General features: G+C 51.7%; 18 protein-coding genes and 1 pseudogene. 5 read left to right on the top strand and 14 right to left on the bottom strand.

Features of this window, described 5'->3' with window-relative positions; translation table 11 throughout:
• Both Q0L39_RS06155 and Q0L39_RS06150 read left to right on the top strand, forming a co-directional pair.
• A pseudogene (locus tag Q0L39_RS06155) lies at window positions 1–308 on the top strand (hypothetical protein); the annotation flags it as partial.
• 36 nt (window positions 309–344) lie between these two features.
• Window positions 345–1550, top strand: a complete 1206-nt coding sequence (locus Q0L39_RS06150; protein WP_296627593.1) for a PepSY domain-containing protein — start codon at window positions 345–347, stop codon at window positions 1548–1550.
• Between the two features lie 517 nt (window positions 1551–2067).
• Here Q0L39_RS06150 and Q0L39_RS06145 read toward each other — a convergent pair.
• From Q0L39_RS06145 to Q0L39_RS06115, 7 genes are all read right to left on the bottom strand, one after another.
• Entirely contained in the window at window positions 2068–2238 is a 171-nt protein-coding gene (locus Q0L39_RS06145) for a 4Fe-4S binding protein (protein WP_296627591.1), read from the bottom strand.
• A gap of 239 nt (window positions 2239–2477) precedes the next feature.
• A complete protein-coding gene (locus Q0L39_RS06140; protein WP_296627589.1) occupies window positions 2478–3353 on the bottom strand; it encodes a stage 0 sporulation family protein in 876 nt (291 codons plus the stop codon).
• A 49-nt stretch (window positions 3354–3402) separates the two neighbouring features.
• The gene (locus tag Q0L39_RS06135; protein ID WP_296627587.1) at window positions 3403–4392 is read right to left on the bottom strand and encodes an AAA family ATPase; all 990 of its coding nucleotides are present in this window, start codon (window positions 4390–4392) and stop codon (window positions 3403–3405) included.
• Between the two features lie 31 nt (window positions 4393–4423).
• Window positions 4424–4747 (bottom strand): cyclic-di-AMP receptor, encoded by a 324-nt coding sequence (locus Q0L39_RS06130; RefSeq protein WP_022132433.1) that lies wholly within the window; start codon window positions 4745–4747, stop codon window positions 4424–4426.
• Window positions 4748–4843: 96 nt separating this feature from the next.
• Window positions 4844–6190: an aminotransferase class I/II-fold pyridoxal phosphate-dependent enzyme gene (locus Q0L39_RS06125; protein WP_296627584.1), complete on the bottom strand. Its 1347-nt coding sequence runs from the start codon at window positions 6188–6190 to the stop codon at window positions 4844–4846.
• Between the two features lie 160 nt (window positions 6191–6350).
• The gene (locus Q0L39_RS06120) at window positions 6351–6596 is read right to left on the bottom strand and encodes a DUF2442 domain-containing protein (protein WP_296627582.1); all 246 of its coding nucleotides are present in this window, start codon (window positions 6594–6596) and stop codon (window positions 6351–6353) included.
• A gap of 82 nt (window positions 6597–6678) precedes the next feature.
• Window positions 6679–7515: a QueG-associated DUF1730 domain-containing protein gene (locus tag Q0L39_RS06115; protein WP_296627580.1), complete on the bottom strand. Its 837-nt coding sequence runs from the start codon at window positions 7513–7515 to the stop codon at window positions 6679–6681.
• Window positions 7516–7708: 193 nt separating this feature from the next.
• Between Q0L39_RS06115 and sdaAB the strand changes: the two genes are divergently transcribed.
• Window positions 7709–8380, top strand: coding sequence for an L-serine ammonia-lyase, iron-sulfur-dependent subunit beta (gene sdaAB / locus Q0L39_RS06110; protein WP_296627578.1), 672 nt, complete (start codon window positions 7709–7711; stop codon window positions 8378–8380).
• A gap of 51 nt (window positions 8381–8431) precedes the next feature.
• Window positions 8432–9358, top strand: coding sequence for an L-serine ammonia-lyase, iron-sulfur-dependent, subunit alpha (gene sdaAA / locus Q0L39_RS06105; RefSeq protein ID WP_296627576.1), 927 nt, complete (start codon window positions 8432–8434; stop codon window positions 9356–9358).
• Between the two features lie 55 nt (window positions 9359–9413).
• On the opposite strand, the gene Q0L39_RS06100 is transcribed toward sdaAA, so the two are convergent.
• A complete protein-coding gene (locus tag Q0L39_RS06100) occupies window positions 9414–10535 on the bottom strand; it encodes a hypothetical protein (RefSeq protein ID WP_296627574.1) in 1122 nt (373 codons plus the stop codon).
• A gap of 174 nt (window positions 10536–10709) precedes the next feature.
• On the opposite strand from Q0L39_RS06100, the gene Q0L39_RS06095 reads away from it, so the two are divergent.
• Window positions 10710–10874 (top strand): hypothetical protein, encoded by a 165-nt coding sequence (locus Q0L39_RS06095; protein WP_296627572.1) that lies wholly within the window; start codon window positions 10710–10712, stop codon window positions 10872–10874.
• Window positions 10875–10931: 57 nt separating this feature from the next.
• Here Q0L39_RS06095 and Q0L39_RS06090 read toward each other — a convergent pair whose 3' ends face one another.
• The 6 genes from Q0L39_RS06090 to Q0L39_RS06065 all read right to left on the bottom strand — a co-directional run bounded on the left by Q0L39_RS06090 (window position 10932) and on the right by Q0L39_RS06065 (window position 18474).
• On the bottom strand, window positions 10932–11525 hold the full coding sequence (locus Q0L39_RS06090) for an aromatic acid exporter family protein (protein ID WP_296627571.1): 594 nt from the start codon (window positions 11523–11525) through the stop codon (window positions 10932–10934).
• A gap of 233 nt (window positions 11526–11758) precedes the next feature.
• Window positions 11759–13186, bottom strand: a complete 1428-nt coding sequence (gene glgA / locus Q0L39_RS06085) for a glycogen synthase GlgA (RefSeq protein ID WP_296627570.1) — start codon at window positions 13184–13186, stop codon at window positions 11759–11761.
• Between the two features lie 109 nt (window positions 13187–13295).
• Window positions 13296–14411, bottom strand: coding sequence for a glucose-1-phosphate adenylyltransferase subunit GlgD (gene glgD / locus Q0L39_RS06080; RefSeq protein WP_296627568.1), 1116 nt, complete (start codon window positions 14409–14411; stop codon window positions 13296–13298).
• Window positions 14401–15627: a glucose-1-phosphate adenylyltransferase gene (locus Q0L39_RS06075; RefSeq protein ID WP_296627566.1), complete on the bottom strand. Its 1227-nt coding sequence runs from the start codon at window positions 15625–15627 to the stop codon at window positions 14401–14403. Before Q0L39_RS06075 ends, glgD begins: the two co-directional genes overlap by 11 nt.
• A gap of 66 nt (window positions 15628–15693) precedes the next feature.
• Window positions 15694–17871 (bottom strand): 1,4-alpha-glucan branching protein GlgB, encoded by a 2178-nt coding sequence (gene glgB / locus Q0L39_RS06070; protein ID WP_296627564.1) that lies wholly within the window; start codon window positions 17869–17871, stop codon window positions 15694–15696.
• 411 nt (window positions 17872–18282) lie between these two features.
• Window positions 18283–18474, bottom strand: coding sequence for a toxin-antitoxin system HicB family antitoxin (locus tag Q0L39_RS06065; protein WP_296627562.1), 192 nt, complete (start codon window positions 18472–18474; stop codon window positions 18283–18285).
• Window positions 18475–18970: the final 496 nt, after the last annotated feature.

Below are 18970 nucleotides of genomic sequence, written 5' to 3'. Positions count from 1 at the left end.
CCCAGGAGCCGCCCCAGACAGAGGTGGTGATACCTGTAACGCCGTCCCCACCGGATCCAGTCGCAGATCCATCCCCGATAATCCCATCAGATGAGGAGGATGACGGGGATTGGCGGGAGGATTGGGATGACGACTGGGACGGCGATCCTATCGGCTCCGACTACCCCGGAGACAGCGACGATTGGGACGATGATGATGGTGACCGTTATGATGACGATGACGATTGGGAGGGCGATGATGACGGGGACGACGGTGATGGTGATGAATGGGACGACGAGGACGAGGATAGCCGGGATGATGATGACTGATCGATGACCGCTTGCTTTTTGCGCGGACGGCTTCGTTTGTTCAGCAGCATCGCCGTGTCTCACATATCGAAACACCTGGAAGGGCCGGTAAAAAAATATTTCAAAAATTATTCGGTTGACCCCGGTTTTCCAGAAGCGGTTCCGTATCCTTCGGACAGAAAACCAACCGAAAACAAATTTAACCAATCAAAGGAGTGGACATTCATGAAAAAGAATATGCGTAGACTGATGGCTCTAAGCCTCACTGCTGCCCTCGCCCTCACCGCTCTCACCGGATGCGGCGGGAATGCCAGCTCTTCCGACGCCATGTCTGTAAGCACCGGTACTCTTGCTCAGGAGGAAACATCTGCCCGCGTGGGCACCGTCCTTCTCAGCGTAAACCCGGAGATCGAGATGGATTATGACGATGGAGGCAATGTGGTGGCCCTGAATGCCCTCAACGACGACGGCCGGACGGTACTGGCCGGTTACACCGGTTATGAGGGCCGGCCCTGCACCGCCGTGGTGGGGGAGCTGGTGGATGAGATTCACGCTGCCGGCTATTTTGACACCACCGTGGGAGGGCATGAGCGCAATATCGTACTGAAGCTGGAGAGAGGCTCTGCCTATCCCACAGATCACTTCCTGGATGACCTGGCCACCTCGGTGCGTATCGCAGTGGAGACGGATCAGATCGGATCCCAGGCGGTAACCCTGGGTCAGGACGACTACGATGATACCTATGGCGATAAAGGATATATCAACGCCGCAGCAGCGCAGAATCTGGTATCCGCTCAGGTAGGCCGCAGCGATGTGCAGTTCGTAGAGAAAGACTACGACCTGGACGATGGGGACTACGAAGTGGAGTTCATCCTGGACGGGGTGGAATACGAGTACGAGGTGGACGCCTACACCGGAAAGGTGAAGGAAGTGGACATTGACCATCGGGACGACGACCGCTACGATGATGATTGGGATGATCGGTTCGATGACGATGATTGGTACGGCGATCCCACCGGTTCCGACTACCCCGGCGACAGCGACGACTGGAATGACGACGACTGGGACGATCGCTACGATGACGATTGGGACGACCGGTTCGACGACGATGATTGGTACGGCGATCCCACCGGTTCCGATTATCCCGGCGACAGCGACGACTGGGATGATGACGACTGGGACAATCGCTACGATGACGATTGGGACGATCGGTTTGACGACGATGAGCGGGACGACGATGATGACGATGACTGGGATGACTAAGCGAAAGCCATGCTTCTGCTGAAAATGCAAGCCGCCGGCTATTGAAAATGATTCTACCGCAATCGTTAAATAAGCCTCTACTCAAGGCCCCCGGCTTCACCGGGGGCCTTGAACGAGCCTGAGAAGGGCATGATACCGGCAGACCTCTCACGAAGAGAGACGCTGAAAAATCTGCCGCCTGCATCACTTGCCCTACAATCCGTAAACTTGGACTCGACACGCTAAATCAGCCATCACCTTGCAAGAAGATTGTTATTATCCTTTTCTCGCTTTGTTCGATACTTGAAGATAAGGCTTTTTACGCTCTTCGACAGAGCCGAGGGGTGTCGTTATGCTAAAACGATAACAATACAAGAGGCCCGGAGAGTATCTCCGAGCCTCTTTGCTGCCGTTCCGGTTGCCCATAGTCCACTTTTTGTACCTGTGAGTGACCGCCCTCTGGGTTCCTTTTTTGTTGCCCATTTTTGAGCACAAAAAAAGAAGGCGGTAAAACCACCTTCCCTTTTTGCTTCAAAACTTATTCAGCTTTTGGAGCGCCTACTGGGCAAACGCCTGCGCAAGCACCGCAATCGATGCATTTACCTGGATCGATTTCGTATTTGTCTGCTCCTGCGGAGATAGCGCCTACTGGGCACTCTGCTTCACATGCACCACAGCTGATGCAATCGCTGCTGATTTTGTATGCCATAACTTGACACCTCCATTAATTTTTGTTTTCCTTCTTCGGACAACGTACAAGCTGTCTGTACAACCCTATTTTAACATATCGCGCAAAAAAATCAACTGCAAAATACAATTTATTTTCGATTTTTTGTTTACCTAACGAAATTTTTTATGCAAATGGCAGTATTTATAACGATTTTTTATCGAAAAAAGTTGGTCAAAACTCCAACTTCCCGCCCTGTTTTGCGCTGGGTGTCCTTTTGATCAGTTTTCGAGCTTTTTCAGCTCTTTTTCGCTCTTGTGGTCGTACTCTTCCCGCTGTGGACGGGCATCACGGATCACCTTGACCGCCTCGCGCTCAAAGACCATCGGCACGCCGTCGTTGGCTTTGTCCAGGCGCACCCTCAAAAGTCCTGTCAGCAGGCTGACCTCGGTGACGGTACCCTTGCCCTCGCTGGTAGAAACATAAGCTCCCACCTTCGGAGTGATGCGCAGCAGATCCTCGTAGGCGTTCTGCTCGTACTTCAGACAGCACATCAGACGGCCGCAGGTGCCGGAAATCTTGGTCGGGTTGAGCGACAGTCCCTGTTCTTTGGCCATCTTGATGGAGACCGGCTGAAACTCTCCCAAAAAGGAGGAGCAGCAGAACGGACGTCCGCAGATACCCAGTCCTCCCAGCATCTTTGCCTCATCGCGCACACCGATCTGTCGCAGCTCGATGCGGGTCTTAAAGACCGAAGCCAGGTCCTTGACCAGCTCGCGGAAATCGACGCGGCCGTCGGCGGTGAAATAAAACAGGATCTTGTTGTTGTCGAAGGTATACTCGACGTCGACCAGCTTCATCTCCAGCTTATGCTTTTCAATCTTCTCCAGGCAAAGCTTGAACGCCTTCTTTTCCTTGGCTTTGTTTTCCTCGATATGCTTGAGATCGTCCTCGGTCGCCACACGGATCACCGTTTTGAGCGGTTTAACGATGCCCTCGTCGTCGATCTCGCGGTTGCTGATCGCCACCTCGCCGCACTCGATGCCGCGCGCGGTTTCGACGATCACCTTTTCACCTACCGGCATCTGCACGCCGTTGGGAGAAAAATAATATATTTTGCCCACCTGTTTAAAGCGGACTCCGATTACTTCGGTCATGGTTTCCTCCGTTCCTTGTTCTTTCTATCACAGACACAGTTGTTTATCGTTATGGCAGCAGGCGCTTTGCCTGTGCACAAAAGGCGGCAGCCACCAGGTTCAGACTGACGTTCTGGGTCACCTGCGCCGTCGCTGTGTCTATTATATCAAGAATCTGCAGCGCCTGCAACGTGGTAATCCGATTTTGCACGGCGACCGGAATATCGTCCACCCTCTGCACAACGCCGTTTTGCAGGTGGATCAGCTCCATAAAATAGGCGCGTACTCCCTGCATCAGACGCAAAAATTCTTCCCGCTTTTTGGCGCCGGTATACTCCTGCAGACAGCTGAGCAGCTCAAATTCCTGCCCGATGCAGACCGTCTGACCTACCCTGCGGGCATCGCAGGCAATCTTCAGGCTGCGTTCGTCCTGCAGCATCTGCAGCGCCTTGCCGATATTGCCCTGTGCAAGCTGTGCCACCTGATGGCGCTGCTCGACTGAAACATCCGCTGCCAGCCGTTCCAGCGCCTCCATGCATTGGCCGACACTGCAGACCGACAGCGGGATAACCGCTGCACGCGACAAAATGGTGGGCAGGATGCGCGCCCGATTGTTGCAGGTCAGAATGAACAGCACCTGTCGGGGCGGCTCCTCGATAATTTTAAGCAGCGCATTCTGCGCCTGCTCGGTCATGTTGTGGATATTGCGCAGGATGTACACCTTATAATCTCCATCGTTAGGACGGATATAGGCGTCGGCGCGCAGCGTGCGGATCTGGTCGATATGAAAGCCGCGGGCCTTGTCTTCCGACTGCTCGAGATGGACGTCGGGATGTGCGTCGGACAAAATCAGGCGGCAGTTTCTGCACCCGCCGCAAGGACGCTGGGAAACATCCTGCTGCTGGCACAAAACACCTGCCGCCATCATCCGCGCAAAAGTTGTTTTGCCGCAGCCGTCCTCCCCTTCCAGAAGGACGGTATGCGGCAAACGCCCGTCAGTTAAAAAATTGACGAGCGTTTGTTTCGCTTTATCGTTTGCATAAAATTGATCTAACAGCAACCTGATTCTCCTCTGATGCTAGAGCGATGCTTTATACTTTTTCAAAGCGCTCAACATCCATAACGAAGATGGTTGCACCGCCGATCTGTACTTCTACCGGATAGGTGGTGTACATGCCGACGCCATACGAAGCAGAGGATGGAACCATCTGTTTGCGTTTCTTGGAGTGGTCTGCGATGATGGTGATAACCTCATCGACCTTTTCATCCTGAGTACCGATCAGAAATGTGGTATTGCCCGAAAGCAGGAATCCACCGGTGGTTGCCAGTTTTGTTACCGAAAAGTGATTCTTGGTCAACGCGGAAGATACCTTTGCGCTGTCATCATTAGAAACAATCGCCAAAATAAGTTTCATATATGTAACCCCCTCTGTCCAAGTAGCGCTTCCATTCCTACCTGGTCAATTTGTGTTAAACTGGAGCAACAACTTCTTCCCAGATGCTCCATAGCATTATTTTACCACATCTATAACAAAAATACCAGAGTTTTTTAAGATTTTTATTATTTCTTTGTGCAATCTTTCCCCAGGCATGACCAATGGAATTCCTGGCGGACAGGTGATTTTGACCTGTGCGGCGATTCTGCCCTCCGCCTGATCGACTGCGAGCGTCTGACGAGGAGAGAACATCGCCTCGCGCAGTCCCATCGACCGCTCGGACGGATGGATCGGGAAAGGCGAAAACGGCTGCTGTTCCAGCTGACACTCGCTCAGCATCGCTTCTACCCTTGCAAAATCCTCCTCGCGGTTAAACGGCGAAAAGAGCAGCACACAGCCGCTGTCGCTCAGGTACTCCTCCATGATCCGATGCTTTCGCAGCAGCAGACGAAACCGCTGTGCATCCCAGCCGGTGCCGGTCAGCGGCAGACTGATTCGCATCGGGTCGCAGTGGTCGGGCAGCACAAAACCTCGCTGACTGGCAAGCTCGCGCAGCTGCTGGCAGCGGGCGACACATTGCCGGAGTTTGCTCGGACCGTCCTGCTGCAAAAAGCCCGCCGTCGTATCCATCGACAGCATGATGAGGTAGTTTGGGCTGGTCGAGCCAAAGACAGTCATCGCCGCTTTGAGCTGCTCGGGAGAAAGATCAAGCGCACAGTGCAGCAGTGCCGCGCCGGTCAGTGCAGGCAGCGTCTTGTGCAGTGAATCACAGCACAGATCGGCGCCCAGCTGCATCGGGTGCAGTCTTTCTCCCACAAAGGGCAGATGTGCGCCGTGGGCATTGTCCACCAGCAGCGGCACTCCGAAGCGATGTGCCACCTGTGCCAGCGTGCCGATGTCGGACATCACTCCGAAGTAGTCCGGCGAGGTGATGTACACAGCACAAACTTCATCCAGCCGTCCGGCACGGCGCTCCGCTTCCAGCGCGTCGGAAACCTCCCGTGGGTTGATGCGGCCGATCAGCCGTTCTTCCTTCCCACGCTGCGGATAGACCCACACCGGTTCCAATCCCAGCAGCGCCATAGCGTTGACCGCCGCCGCATGGATATTGCGTCCAGCGATGATTCTACCGCCTGGACGCGCCACCAGCCGCAGCATCGCCTGAATACACAGTGTCGAACCGCCCGCGCTCATCACGGTGGCTTTGGTGTGGTACAGCTGGGTGAACAGCTCCTCCAGCTCCTTGAGCGGACCGTCGTCCTCAAACAGGCTGTCGGTGCCCTCCACCTCGGTCAGGTCGTACGCCATCAGCGCACCAAAGGGAGCAAGTGCTGCTCCCTTGTGTCCAGGCATGTGCAGCCGCGACCAGTCGTCGGCAATATATTGTTCCAGCGCTCGTCTGAGCGGCGTCTGTTGTTCCATTCTTGTCTGCTCCTTTGTGCGATTATTTTCCACCGGCACAGAAAAACCGGTGCAAAATAGATTGTTTATTTTTAAAATAAGAAAACGGATTTTGCATAACAACTTTGCAGGTCAGAACACACCTGATTCCTTTTCTCGGCCTGCATCCTGCCTATCATCCTCATCGCAATATGCTTTGCTCATACAGTTCATGGGGTGCAATGTCCTGTCCGTTCCTCCACGCGATTCCTGTTCCTCCTGGCAGTAAATAAACCGTTTTGAAATAACTCCCGTCTTGCAGCTCACCAAACCATCTTCCTTTGATGTAGGGCAAGACATCAAACAACCGTACTTCCCCTGTTTCATAGGTCAGCTGCAACTGAAATCCATCCAGCGCTATGACCTCTGTCAATCTGGGCTGCAACATCCTTAGATCCCTCCTAAAATAATTAAATTTCACCAAGGTTGCGTCGGTTTTCCTCCCCTTCGGGAAAGTCGGTGCAAAACCGCTACTCTCCGTCATGGAGCAGTGCGATATTGCGCAGGATAGTCTTTTTGCCGCGATAATTAAACGCCCTGTCCTTGAGCATTTCCTGTGCCAGCTGCTCGTCGAACACCGGCTGCACCGAGGTGAGAAACTCCGGCACCGGCGTCAGACGGCGGGCATCGCGGTTCATCGGGCAGACATCGTTGCACAGGTCGCATCCCCAGATCAGTCCGCCGGCACGAATCTGGGCGATTTCCTCGTCGCTCAAATCTCCTTTTTTCTGGGTGATGTGGGAGCGGCAGCGGTCTAAATCAATGCTGCCATCCGGCTGCAACGCACCCTGCGGACAGATGCGCTGACATTTTCCGCAGCCGATGCAGTCCGGTGGGTCAAGCGGACGGTCAGACAGCAGCGCAAGGTCGGTCACAACCTCACCAATAAAAACATAGCTGCCGTAGACCGGATGCAGAAGCAATCCATTTTTCCCCTGTCTTCCCAGTCCCGCGTGGAAAGCGGCGCTGACCTCGCGGATCGGGGAATTGTCGGTAAACCATGCAAAGCTCTGGTCCGGAAAATGCGCACTCAGCGCCTCACAAAACCGCTCCAGGTACTCTCCTGCAATCCGGTGGTAGTCGCTGACCATCGCATAGCGGGAGATATTGCGCTGCGGCCAGTCGCCGGTGTAGTACGGAAACAGGCAGCAGAGCACCGAAGCTGCCTTTGCAGGCAGACGCTGGGCGGCGCGGCAATCAAGACAGGACTGCACCTCGGAAAAGGTACAGATGCCAAAGGGAAACGGCTCTGTACCGCACAGAATCTGCGCGGCAAGCGCTCGGACAAGTTCGGTATTTTGCTGCATGGATTTCCCCTCCTCTGCTGTTTTGATACGAGTGTACCACATCCGGCAGCCTACCGCAAGTTTTTGTGGCAGGCGGACAGCGGGACAAAATCTTTTTTAGCTTTGCTTCTTGTAGTTTACATATTTTATGGTACAATGAAGATAGATTTTTAATCTTTCACTTTCAATCCAGAACAAGGGGGATTTTTCTATTATGAATATCAGCATGTTCGATATTCTCGGACCCATCATGATCGGTCCGTCCAGTTCCCACACTGCCGGCGCACAGCGCATCGGCAAGGCGATGTACAACATGATTTCAGACAAACAGCTGGTTGCTGTCCACTTTATCCTGCATGGTTCCTTCCACCTGACCCTCCGCGGTCACGGCACCGACCGCGCACTGGTCGGCGGCGTGCTGGGCATGAACGCCTACGATCCACAGATCAAGGATTCGCTGCAGATCGCCAAGGAGCGCGGCATCGAGGTATCCTTCGAGGGCGCAGACCTGGGCGACGTCCATCCTAACACCGTTCAGATCATCGCACAGACCAGCGACGGCAAAACCACCTCGCTGACAGGTTCGTCGATTGGCGGCGCCAACATTGAGATCATCAACATCAACGGCACACCTGCCAAATTCTCCGGCAAATATCCGGCAGTGGTCATCGACCATACCGACCGTCTGGGCATTATCAGCCACATCACCTCGATCCTGGCGATCAACCAGATCAACATTGTCACCGTTCTGCACTCCCGCGAGAACAAGGGCAAAGAAGCGGTCATCATGATTGAAACCGACACTCCGATTGATGCAAGCGTCAAACGCGAACTGGAGAGCATGTCCGCTGTTCACAGCGTGGTCACCATGGAAAGGGTCATCTAACATCCCGTTATTCTTCTCAACTCAAACCTATCCCGAAAGGAAGAGATCATCATGTATTTTTCCGCAAAGGAAATGCTTGCCCAGCTGGAGGGCAGTGACAAGCGCATCTGCGACCTTGTCATCAAAAACGAGGTGGAGATTTCCGAGACCACCCGTGAAAAAGTTTTTGAAATGCTGGAAGAACGTTATCAGGTTATGTACAATTCCGCCCATGAGGCGCTGGAAAAGGAGATTCGCTCGCTGAGCGGACTGACCGGCGGCAGCGCCAAAAAGATGTGGGAATACTGCAAAAAAGGCAACACCATCTGCGACAACACCATCATCCGCGGTGCAGCCTATGCGCTGTCCTGTCTGGAGGTCAATGCCTCGATGGGTCTGATCGTTGCAGCACCGACTGCCGGCGCCTGCGGCATCCTGCCAGGTGCACTGCTGACCACCGCCGAGAAGTACGACATTCCTCATGAGCAGGTTCTGGAAGCACTGGCAACCGCTTCGGGCATCGGTCAGCTGATCGTCAAAAAGGCGACCGTCTCCGGTGCAGAAGGCGGCTGTCAGGCCGAGTGCGGCAGCGCTGCTTCGATGGCAGCAGCAGCCATCGTTGAGATGCTCGGCGGCACTCCTGCACAGGCGTTCGATGCAGCAGCTATCGCGATGCAGAACATCATGGGTCTGGTCTGCGACCCTGTTGCCGGACTGGTTGAGATGCCTTGTGCAAAACGAAATGCTTCGGGCGTTGCAAATGCACTGGTCAGCGCAGACCTTGCACTCAGCGGCATCTTCAGTGAGGTACCGTTTGATGAGGTCATCGAAGCAATGTACAAGGTCGGCAAGGCGCTGCCTTCCACCCTGCGCGAAACCGCTCTGGGCGGACTTGCTACCACTCCAACCGGACTTGCCATGAAAGAAAAAATCTACGGCAACCATGCAGAAGCTTCTGCCTGCACTGGCAACTGCGCTTCCTGCGGCGGCTGCAACTAATTTTTGACCAATCGCAAAAGGAGCGTCCTTTTTTAAGGACGCTCCTTTTTTATGTTCATCGCAGATTTCTGGCTGTTTCGCGGGCAAGCTGGAAGGTGATGATCTGCTCTACCACCCGTTCGAGCATCTCATCCATCCTCGAAAAGTCCATCGCCGACAGATAGATCGATTCCATCTCGTCGTGCAGCTCCTTGTTTTCGGCAAGCACCGCCGATGCCTGATGTACCATCTGTGCCGCCGCCTTCTGATTAAAGGACAGACGCTTTTTGTGGCGGCGCAGCGCCTCGGTATCCATAAAGCGTTTTGCATGGATGCGGCGGTCAGGCAGCAGACCGGAAAGGTCGTGGAAGCGATTCTCGGTCAAAAAGGCAAGCCCGATGTCCGGCAGCAGCAGGTGGTCGATCTTGCTGTGCGGCGACAGCGGACAGTAGCAGCTGATGACGTTCTGACCGTTTTCCAGCGCGTGACTTCGCAGAGCTGACAAAAACAGTGAGGCAGCCGCGCCGCAGTCGTCCGAAATAAAGCACAGGTGCGGACACAGCGTCTGCGCCGTCTGGAAAAACGAGGTGACGCCCTTGGCATTGATCGCGCTGAGAAAGCGCACCTGCTCGTGTCCGCGGCGTCCGGTGCGGCGCGGAAAGTTCTTGCAGGCAAAGTGCTTTGCGTAGGCCGCCAGTTTTTCCAGATTCAGGCAGGACAGTGCAATCCGGCTGGAATCATTGACAAAGCTTTTTGCCGCTGCCAGACAGTCGATGGCCTGCTCATAGTTTTTGGACATGTGCTGATCCAGCGCTCGGATGGTATCTGCGTGCACTTTCAGGCGCATTGGGTTCAGATAATCTCCAAAGGAGAGGATGCTTTCGGACATCGCCGGAAACTTTGGCTCCAATACATGAGGCGCCGTGGCATCCACGATCGACACCTTCCACTCCGGCAGGATGACCGCATCCAGCGAGTCAGGGTCGGAGGAACAACAGATCAGCTCCATTTTGGGGCAGCGATGCTCAAATACAGCCGCTACATTTTTCATAAAGGACGATTTTCCACAACCTGGGCCTCCTTTGATGAGAAAAGTGTGCCACTCTTTGTCTCCATCGTCAAGCTGGTCAAAGCGGGACACAAATCCCTGTGGGGAGTTCGAGCCCAAAAAGAATCGAATCGGTGCATTCTCAGACATAAAAAAACCTCCTTGCGAAATCACGAGCTTACTACAGTATAGAAATCGCATCAAAAAAAGGTGCCGGATCAGACATAAAAAAGATTTGCTTTCTTTTGTGTGTATGCCTGTCCAAAAGCTGCACAAACTAAGAGCGTACGCAAAACACAAAACTTTTGGAAAGGTGTGGCATGGATGAACAATCTCAATGACCTTCTGGCCAAAGACAACAAGGCCAAACAGTTCTTTCTCTCTCTGCCTGAGGACGCACAGGGTGCACTGATTCAGTCCACCTATCAGATCCACAACGCCGATGAGCTGTATTTTCATGCACAGCAGGCGATGGGAAAAAAGAAATAACAAAACAGGGTCCCGAAAAGCAAGCTTCTTTTCGGGACCCTGTTTTATTTTTATTTTTTAGTCTTCTGGATCTTCTTCGGGATAACGCTCGGATTCCGGTCGCTGGTTGCTGCGGAACCAATGCTGGAAGGTGTGGGAAAGATCAAAGCCATTCTTCTGGTCCAGCCTGGAAGGAAGCACAAAGTTGAGAATCAGGCTGAAGGTGACGCCGACGCCGGTGTCGATCACACGCGCAATCGTATAGCCGATATAGGTATTGACCGGCTGTGTAAACAGCACTACAAAGTAGATGACCGCACCTGGCTGAATCGCAGTGGTGGCTCCGGAGACGATATGCAGGTACAGCAGACACAGCAGTCCCAGCACCAGATAAATCTCCTTTGGAACTCCCAGCGGCTGATGATAGTACAGCCAATAAAAAGGAATGACAATCAGTCCGCCAAACAGCGTGCCAACAAAACGGTTGAAACCAAACTTGAACCCTTCATGAAAGTGGTTTCCCATGGCATACACTGCGCCGATGCAGGCAAAGCAGGCGTTGCGCCCGCCCAACAGATAATCATAGGTCACGGTGACCAGCAGCACCGAAAGCAGTGTTTTGACCACGCGCATTCCTATTTTGGGCAGATGAAAATGCTTTGATTCTTCCATCACAATGCTCCTGTCTGTAAGGGAGTTGGATGTATTTTGATACATCCTTATCGTTCTAATTATATCATCTACACATAAAAATTACAATTATTTTCAAAATATTTATTAAATATTCTCGTGATTTTTGTTCTCTTTTGCAAAATCACAGTAAAAACAACAACATTTTGACATAGTCAAAGTATAAAAAAACAGCATCCTGTCAGGGATGCTGTTTTTTTATACGCTGATGACAGCTAGTCTTTCATAATGCGTTTATACATATCGACATATTCGCCGGCGGATTTATCCCAGCTAAAGTCAGACTCCATGGCGCTGACCATCGCTTTTTTCCACAGCGGCTTGTTGCCATACAGACCCTCTGCGCGCTGGATTGCGCCCAGCATATCATGCGCATTGTAGGTCTTGAAGGTGAAGCCGTTGCCCTTGCCGTTTTCCTCGCCCATATCGTGAATGCTGTCCTTCAGACCGCCGGTCTCACGGACGATCGGCAGCGTGCCGTATCTTGCCGCTACCATCTGTGCCAGACCGCATGGTTCGCTCTTGGAAGGCATCAGGAACACATCTGCGCCTGCATAAATCTTCTTGGACAGGCTTGGGATAAAGCCGATCTTGACGGCAACCTTGCCTGGATAACGGTACTGCATCTCGCTGAAAAAGTCCTCATAGGCCTTGTCGCCCGAGCCGAGGATGACCATCGACACATTGTCGCGCATCAGGTCATCGAAGATGTACTGTACCAGATCCAGACCTTTGTGCGAAACAAAGCGGGTAACCATACCGATGAGCATTCTGTTTTCGTCCGGCTCCAGTCCCATCTCCTTCATCAGTTCCAGCTTGTTGACCTGTTTATCCTTCAGCGAGCGGACATCGTAGTTTTTGTAGATATCCTCGTCGGTCTTTGGATCGTTTGCCTTGGTGTCGATGCCGTTGAGAATACCGATAACGCGATCACCGCGGGTATTGAGGATCGGATCAAGACCGTGAGAGAACCATGGGTCGTGGATCTCCATCGCATAGCTTGGGCTGACGGTGTTGACCATATTGACCTGTACAATCGCCGCCTTCATCATGTTCAGGCACTTGTCATACTCCAGCACCGGATGCTGATATTCCGGAATACCCAGTACATCCCAGGCGATCTCCATGCCGTACTGTCCCTGATACTGGATGTTGTGGATGGTGAACACCGTTTTGATGTCGTGGTATTTTGGAATGTTGCGGTAGAAGGTGTTGAGGTAAACCGGAACCAATGCAGTATGCCAGTCGTTTGCGTGTACAATGTCAGGATCAAAGTCGATGTAGTTGATCATCTCCATTGCTGCCTTGGAGAAGAAGGCAAAGCGCTCTGCATCGTCATAGTAGCCGTACAGGTTGTCCCGTTTAAAGTAATATTCGTTGTCCAGGAAGTAGTAGACAACGCCGTTATGACGAACTTTAAACACTCCGCAGTACTGATTTCTCCACGCCAGCGGAACGTTGAAATTGCGGACAAATTCCATCTTCTCGCGGAACTGCGACGAGATATTTTTATACAGTGGAATGACCACACGACACTCGTTGCCCGAATCGCACAGCGCCTTTGGCAGAGAACCTGCTACATCTGCAAGTCCACCCGAAGCGATAAAAGGTCTTGCCTCACTTGCTACAAACAAAATTTTCATCTACTGATGCCCCCTTCAGAGCTGTTATCTCAATTCAATGGTCCTCATTTGGAAAAACGGGAAGTCCCTCCTTTGTGCAAAGGAGGGAACTTCTCGGGAATCGCTTTTGTTATACTGCTGTACCCTTTTCGATGAAGAACGGATATTCCTTGCATCCGATCAGCTTTTTAGAATCGCGGATCATGACATCCTTATCGGTGATGACACAGTCGAGCAGACAATTTTCACCAACATAGGTTCCCTGCATAATGATCGAATTTTTGACCACAGCACCGCGGCCGATCTTGACGCCGCGGAAGATGATCGAATTTTCAACGGTACCTTCGATGACACATCCATCGGCAATCATTGCATTTTTAGCAACTGCATCAATGCCGTATTTGACCGGAACCTCATCGCGTACCTTGGTGTATACCGGACGCTCGGTCGGGAACATCTCTTTTCTGATCTCCGGCTTGAGCAGATCCATGCTGCAGTCATAGTAGGACTGCAGGGATTTGATGTCTGCGACATAGCCCTTGTACTCATAGCCATAAATCTTCAGTGCTTCATTGCCCTGCTGAAGAACATACTGGGTGAAGCTGTACTGATTGCCGCTGACTGCCTCGCTGACGATTCGCTCCAGCAGGCGTTTGTCGATAACGGTGATGTTCAGCAGCACATTGCCCGACTCTGCCTCGCGGTTGTAGTAGGCGCCGTTGACCCTTCTGTTTTCATCCATGCTGATGGTGGTCAGGTCGCGATGAACTGCATTGGTGATTTTCTTGTTCTGATAAACAACGGTGACGTCGGCATCCTTTTCCTTGTGGTAACGGATGATGTCAGCATAATCCATCGAGGTGATGTTATCGCAGTCGCTCATGACAACCAATTCCGCTTTGGACTCGCGGATATAGGAATAAATGTTGCTCAGTGCTTCCAATCTGCCGCGATAGAATACCGCTTCCTGCCTGCCGTATGGCGGCAGGATGGTCAGACCGCCCTTTTTACGGGAGAGGTCCCACTCTTTTCCGGTGCCCAGATGGTCCATCAGGGACTGGAAGTTGCTCTTTGTAATGATACCGACATCCTTGATGCCGGAGTTAATCATGTTGGAAAGCACGAAGTCGATCAGACGGTATCTGCCGCCAAACGGGAGCGAACCCATTGTTCTCTTTTCGGTCAGCTGCGCCATCATCGTATCGTGCATGTTGGAAAATACAATTCCCAGTGTTTTATTCATCATCGCTCTCCACCTCCGGTACATCCTGCTCAATCATTGCCTTTGCAGGAATCTTCACATTCTTGCCGATGTGGATTCCTTTTGCAATGACGGTGACGCCCCATGCGTCCTTATCCTCCACGTTTTCCGGCCGGCATCCAACCTTTGCATTCTCGCCGATGACGACGTTCTCTGCAACGATGGAATACTCAACCACTGCACCCGCTTTCACGACCGATCCTGGCATGATGATGCTGTCGTGAACGACTGCGCCCTTTTCAACAACGGCGCCCGAGAACAAAATCGAAAAATCGACCTCGCCCTCAACGATACATCCTTCGGTGATCATCGCGTTCTGGGTGACGGCAGTTTCTGCAACATACTGCGGCGGCATAACCGGATTGCGCGCATAGATCTTCCAGCTGTCATCGTACAGATCCAGCGGAACATTCGGATTTAAGAGGTCCATGTTGGCTTCCCAAAGCGAACCGATGGTGCCGACATCCTTCCAGTAGCCCTGGAATGCATAGGCATACATTTTTTCTCCGTTCTGGAGCATTGCAGGAATGACGTTTTTGCCGAAGTCGTTTTCCGACTCTGGATTTGCCTCGTCTTCCTCCAGATATTTTCTCAGCTTGCCCCAGGAGAAGATATAAATGCCCATCGAAGCCAGATTGCTCTTTGGCTCCTTTGGTTTTTCTGCAAACTCATAAATCTTCTTATCCTCGTCGCAGGCCATGATACCAAAGCGGGAAGCCTCCTCCCACGGAACTTCCATAACGGCGATGGTACAGTCAGCCTGTTTCTGCTTGTGGAATTCCAGCATCTTGGAATAGTCCATCTTATAGATATGGTCACCGGACAGGATGACAACGTATTCCGGATCGTAACGATTGATAAAGTTGATGTTCTGGTAGATAGCGTTGGCTGTGCCGGTGTACCAGTCCGAGTTGGAGCTCTTCTGATATGGCGGCAGTACATACACGCCGCCGTGGATGCGGTCGAGGTCCCACGGCTGACCGTTGCCGATGTACTCATTGAGCTGCAGCGGCTGATACTGGGTCAGAACGCCGACGGTGTCGATGCCCGAGTTGACGCAGTTGGAAAGCGGAAAGTCGATGATGCGATATTTTCCGCCAAACGGGACTGCTGGTTTTGCGATATCCCTGGTCAGGGCATACAAACGGCTTCCCTGTCCGCCTGCCAGAAGCATCGCGATCCATTCTTTCTTTAAAATCATGTTTATCCCCCTCTGGTTCTCAAATCCTATATATTGCCGGTATTTCCGGTGGTAATTGAAATTTCTTTATTCCTCTGTGGGTTCTGCCGCCTTCTTACGGGTGCGCTTTGGCTTCGGCGCTTCCTCTGCCTGTGCAGGTTCCGCCTTCTTGCGGGTGCGCTTTGGCTTTGGCGCTTCCTCTGCCTGTGCTGGTTCCGCTTTCTTGCGGGTGCGTTTTGGCTTTGGCGCTTCCTCTGCCTGTGCTGGTTCCGCTTTCTTGCGGGTGCGTTTTGGCTTTGGCGCTGGTTCTGCAGACTCAGCAACCTGCACCTCAACGTCGATCACCGTCTTGGCGTCCTCCTGCTCTGGCTGGATCTTGGACGGTACCAGGTACATCACCGACATCGGCGGAATATCTACCGCAATCGAATTAGCCTTGCCGTGCATCGCAACCTTCTCGGAGAGGATCACCTCTTTTTCGGGGATACCGTTGCCGCCATAGCGGATATCGTCCGAGTTGAGTGCGATCTCGTAGTTTTTCTCCTCCGGAATACCGATGCGGTAGCCGTCGCGCTCCACCGGTGCAAAGTTGCAGATGGCAATGACGTCCTCGCCTTCATCGTTGGTTCTGCGGAAAACGATGACATTCTGGGTGTTGTCGTCATGCACCAGCCACTGGAAACCATCCCAGCTGTCGTCGATCTCCCACATCGGAGAATGGGCGGTGTAAAAATGGTTGAGGTCCTTGACAAAGGTCTGCAGTTTGCGGTGGCTTTCGTAGGAGAGCAGCTGCCAGTCCAGTTCCTTTTCATAGTTCCATTCGATAAACTGGCCGAACTCCTGCCCCATAAACAGCAGCTTTTTGCCTGGATGCGCCATCATATATCCCAGCATGGTGCGCATTCCCGCAAACTTCTGGCTGTACTCGCCTGGCATCTTGTTGATCAGCGAGCATTTGCCATGGACCACCTCGTCGTGGGACAGCGGCAGCACATAATTTTCGGAAAATGCATACATCATACTGAAGGTAAGTTTGTCGTGATTGTAAGAGCGATAGATCGGGTCGAGCGATATGTAGCTGAGCATGTCGTTCATCCAGCCCATGTTCCACTTGAAGTTGAAGCCAAGCCCGTCCACATACGGCGGTTTGGTGACCAGCGGCCATGCCGAGGACTCCTCAGCGATCATCAGCACGTCGGAGTGTTCGCCCAGAATTGCACTGTTGAGCTTTTTGATAAACTCCACCGCCTCCAGGTTCTCATTGCCACCATGTATATTCGGTGTCCACTCCCAAGATTCCTTGCCGTAGTCCAGATACAGCATCGACGCAACAGCATCGACGCGCAGACCATCCATGTGGAATTTTTCCACCCAGAACATCGCGCTGGAGATCAGGAAGCTCTGCACCTCGGGGCGTCCGAAATCGAAGATGCGGGTGCCCCAGTGCGGATGCTCGCGCTTCTGCGGGTCCTGATATTCGTAGCACTGGGTGCCGTCAAACTCATACAGTCCCTGTTCGTCCTTTGGAAAATGGGCTGGTACCCAGTCCATGATGACGCCGATGTTGTTTTCGTGCATCTTATTGACAAAGTACATCAGGTCCTTCGGTGTGCCGTAGCGCGAAGTCGCTGCAAAATAGCCGGTGACCTGATAGCCCCAGGATGGGTCGTACGGGTACTCGGTGATCGGCATCAGCTCAACGTGGGTGTAGCCCATCTCCTTGACGTAGACCGACAGCTCATCGGCCAGCTTGCGATAGTCAAAAAACTGTCCATCCTCATACTGACGCCAGGAGCCGACGTTGACCTCATAGATGTTGATCGGTTCGCTCAGGTGGTTTTGCAGCTTTCGTTTTTCCATCCACGGCTGATCCTTCCAGGCATATTTGCCCAGTTCATAGAAGCGGGAAGCCGATTCCGGACGGGTCTGCATATGGAAAGCATAGGGGTCGGTCTTGAGGATGATCTTTCCTGACGGAGTCTCGATGCTATATTTATACATATCATACTGTTTGATCTGGCCGACAAAGACCTCCCACAATCCATTTTCGCTGATTTTTTCCATCGGATTGCAGCTTCTATCCCAGTTATTAAAGTCGCCAACCACCGAAACACTGAGGGCGTGTGGGGCCCAGACACGAAAAACCGCGCCCGAAACACCCTGTCTTTTCGACGAGTGGGAGCCCAGAAACTCATAGGCTTTATAATTGGTCCCCTGGTGGAACAGGTAGATCGGTACTTCATTCTTTTTATTGACTTTGTTCATACTATCAAACCCCCTCGTGTTTAGCATTATCATACCAGAAAGCACGTCTTTTTTCAAGCACTTTTTAGTCAAAAACGTACAATTCAGTTTTCTTCTTTACAAAAACTTTGTGGCAAATTAACAAAACCGTCTTTTTTCTTCCGCTATCTTCCAGCCAAAAATTTAAACGTTTTTATCATTTTTTTCACATAGTTTTTAGCAAAATAGCAAAGAGCACCAGCAAATTCCACCCATTTTATCTGCATTTATAGTATAATATGACAAAGGTTCTCCTGCTATGATAACACAGTGCTTTACACAAAATTGATCGAAGTCTGTTAGATTTGACAACAATTTTATTTTAAAAGTGCAGCAAAAAAAAGACCGTTGCTTTTAAAGCTCCGGTCTTTAGGATGAAAATTTATAAGCAAATCAATGTTGGGGATTTTGTGTATTCTGTTCAGGTTCTTCCAGATTTTCCAGTGCATAGTTCAGGCACTGCACCACCAGCTGATTGAGGGAGATTTTATTTTCTGCCGCAATCTTTTCTAATTTTCTTATCATATCGACTGGTAAACGAAATGTTTTTGACTCACTGTCATATCCTTTTTGCACTCTGAACATTTTTAGCACCTCACTGTACACAATTATAAATTGCAAAATAAATTAAATATAGACTTATTTTATCTTGCAAAATAATTGCATTTTTAATTCAGTGTGCTATAATAGTATTGTCGATTGATTCTTATCAATGTGCAAAACGGGTGGCTTTCTTTTTCCTGTGAAAGTCACTCGTTTTGTTTCTGGATATTTTTTAGATTCTGCAAAAACGATTTGTGGGCCTACGCGGCCCACACCCGCGGAAACTTTCTTGTGTGAAGAAAGTTTCACAAAGAGCACACCAAAAACCTCCTGGTTTTTGGAATTCCAGCGAAAGGGGCAAGCCCCTTTTGAAACCCCACTGTAACGGCAGAGGCTGCGCTCGACGAAAGCACTCTGCTGCCCGAAGTGGCAGGTGCAATACTTAACATCCTCCTACTGGCGGAGCAGACAGGGGGAGAGAACTTCGCTTTGCGAAGTTCCCGAGGGGATGTGCCCCTCAGAGGTGTTTCCAAAGAGG

This window comes from uncultured Negativibacillus sp., from assembly GCF_944388365.1.
Taxonomy (GTDB): Bacteria; Bacillota; Clostridia; order Oscillospirales; family Ruminococcaceae; genus Negativibacillus.
Note: the sequence above shows the minus strand (reverse complement) of the source record. Positions and strands in the feature narration are given on the sequence as shown.

What these genes read in the sequence shown, in the direction of transcription:
- glgD (WP_296627568.1), bottom strand. Translation starts at nt 14,411, where the DNA reads ATGATGAATAAAACACTGGGAATTGTATTTTCCAACATGCACGATACG.
- Q0L39_RS06130 (WP_022132433.1), bottom strand. Translation starts at nt 4,747, where the DNA reads ATGAAACTTATTTTGGCGATTGTTTCTAATGATGACAGCGCAAAGGTA.
- Q0L39_RS06115 (WP_296627580.1), bottom strand. Translation starts at nt 7,515, where the DNA reads ATGCAGCAAAATACCGAACTTGTCCGAGCGCTTGCCGCGCAGATTCTG.
- Q0L39_RS06095 (WP_296627572.1), top strand. Translation starts at nt 10,710, where the DNA reads ATGAACAATCTCAATGACCTTCTGGCCAAAGACAACAAGGCCAAACAG.
- Q0L39_RS06065 (WP_296627562.1), bottom strand. Translation starts at nt 18,474, where the DNA reads ATGTTCAGAGTGCAAAAAGGATATGACAGTGAGTCAAAAACATTTCGT.
- Q0L39_RS06140 (WP_296627589.1), bottom strand. Translation starts at nt 3,353, where the DNA reads ATGACCGAAGTAATCGGAGTCCGCTTTAAACAGGTGGGCAAAATATAT.
- sdaAA (WP_296627576.1), top strand. Translation starts at nt 8,432, where the DNA reads ATGTATTTTTCCGCAAAGGAAATGCTTGCCCAGCTGGAGGGCAGTGAC.
- Q0L39_RS06120 (WP_296627582.1), bottom strand. Translation starts at nt 6,596, where the DNA reads ATGTTGCAGCCCAGATTGACAGAGGTCATAGCGCTGGATGGATTTCAG.
- glgB (WP_296627564.1), bottom strand. Translation starts at nt 17,871, where the DNA reads ATGAACAAAGTCAATAAAAAGAATGAAGTACCGATCTACCTGTTCCAC.
- glgA (WP_296627570.1), bottom strand. Translation starts at nt 13,186, where the DNA reads ATGAAAATTTTGTTTGTAGCAAGTGAGGCAAGACCTTTTATCGCTTCG.
- Q0L39_RS06090 (WP_296627571.1), bottom strand. Translation starts at nt 11,525, where the DNA reads ATGGAAGAATCAAAGCATTTTCATCTGCCCAAAATAGGAATGCGCGTG.
- Q0L39_RS06100 (WP_296627574.1), bottom strand. Translation starts at nt 10,535, where the DNA reads ATGTCTGAGAATGCACCGATTCGATTCTTTTTGGGCTCGAACTCCCCA.
- Q0L39_RS06125 (WP_296627584.1), bottom strand. Translation starts at nt 6,190, where the DNA reads ATGGAACAACAGACGCCGCTCAGACGAGCGCTGGAACAATATATTGCC.
- Q0L39_RS06075 (WP_296627566.1), bottom strand. Translation starts at nt 15,627, where the DNA reads ATGATTTTAAAGAAAGAATGGATCGCGATGCTTCTGGCAGGCGGACAG.
- sdaAB (WP_296627578.1), top strand. Translation starts at nt 7,709, where the DNA reads ATGAATATCAGCATGTTCGATATTCTCGGACCCATCATGATCGGTCCG.
- Q0L39_RS06145 (WP_296627591.1), bottom strand. Translation starts at nt 2,238, where the DNA reads ATGGCATACAAAATCAGCAGCGATTGCATCAGCTGTGGTGCATGTGAA.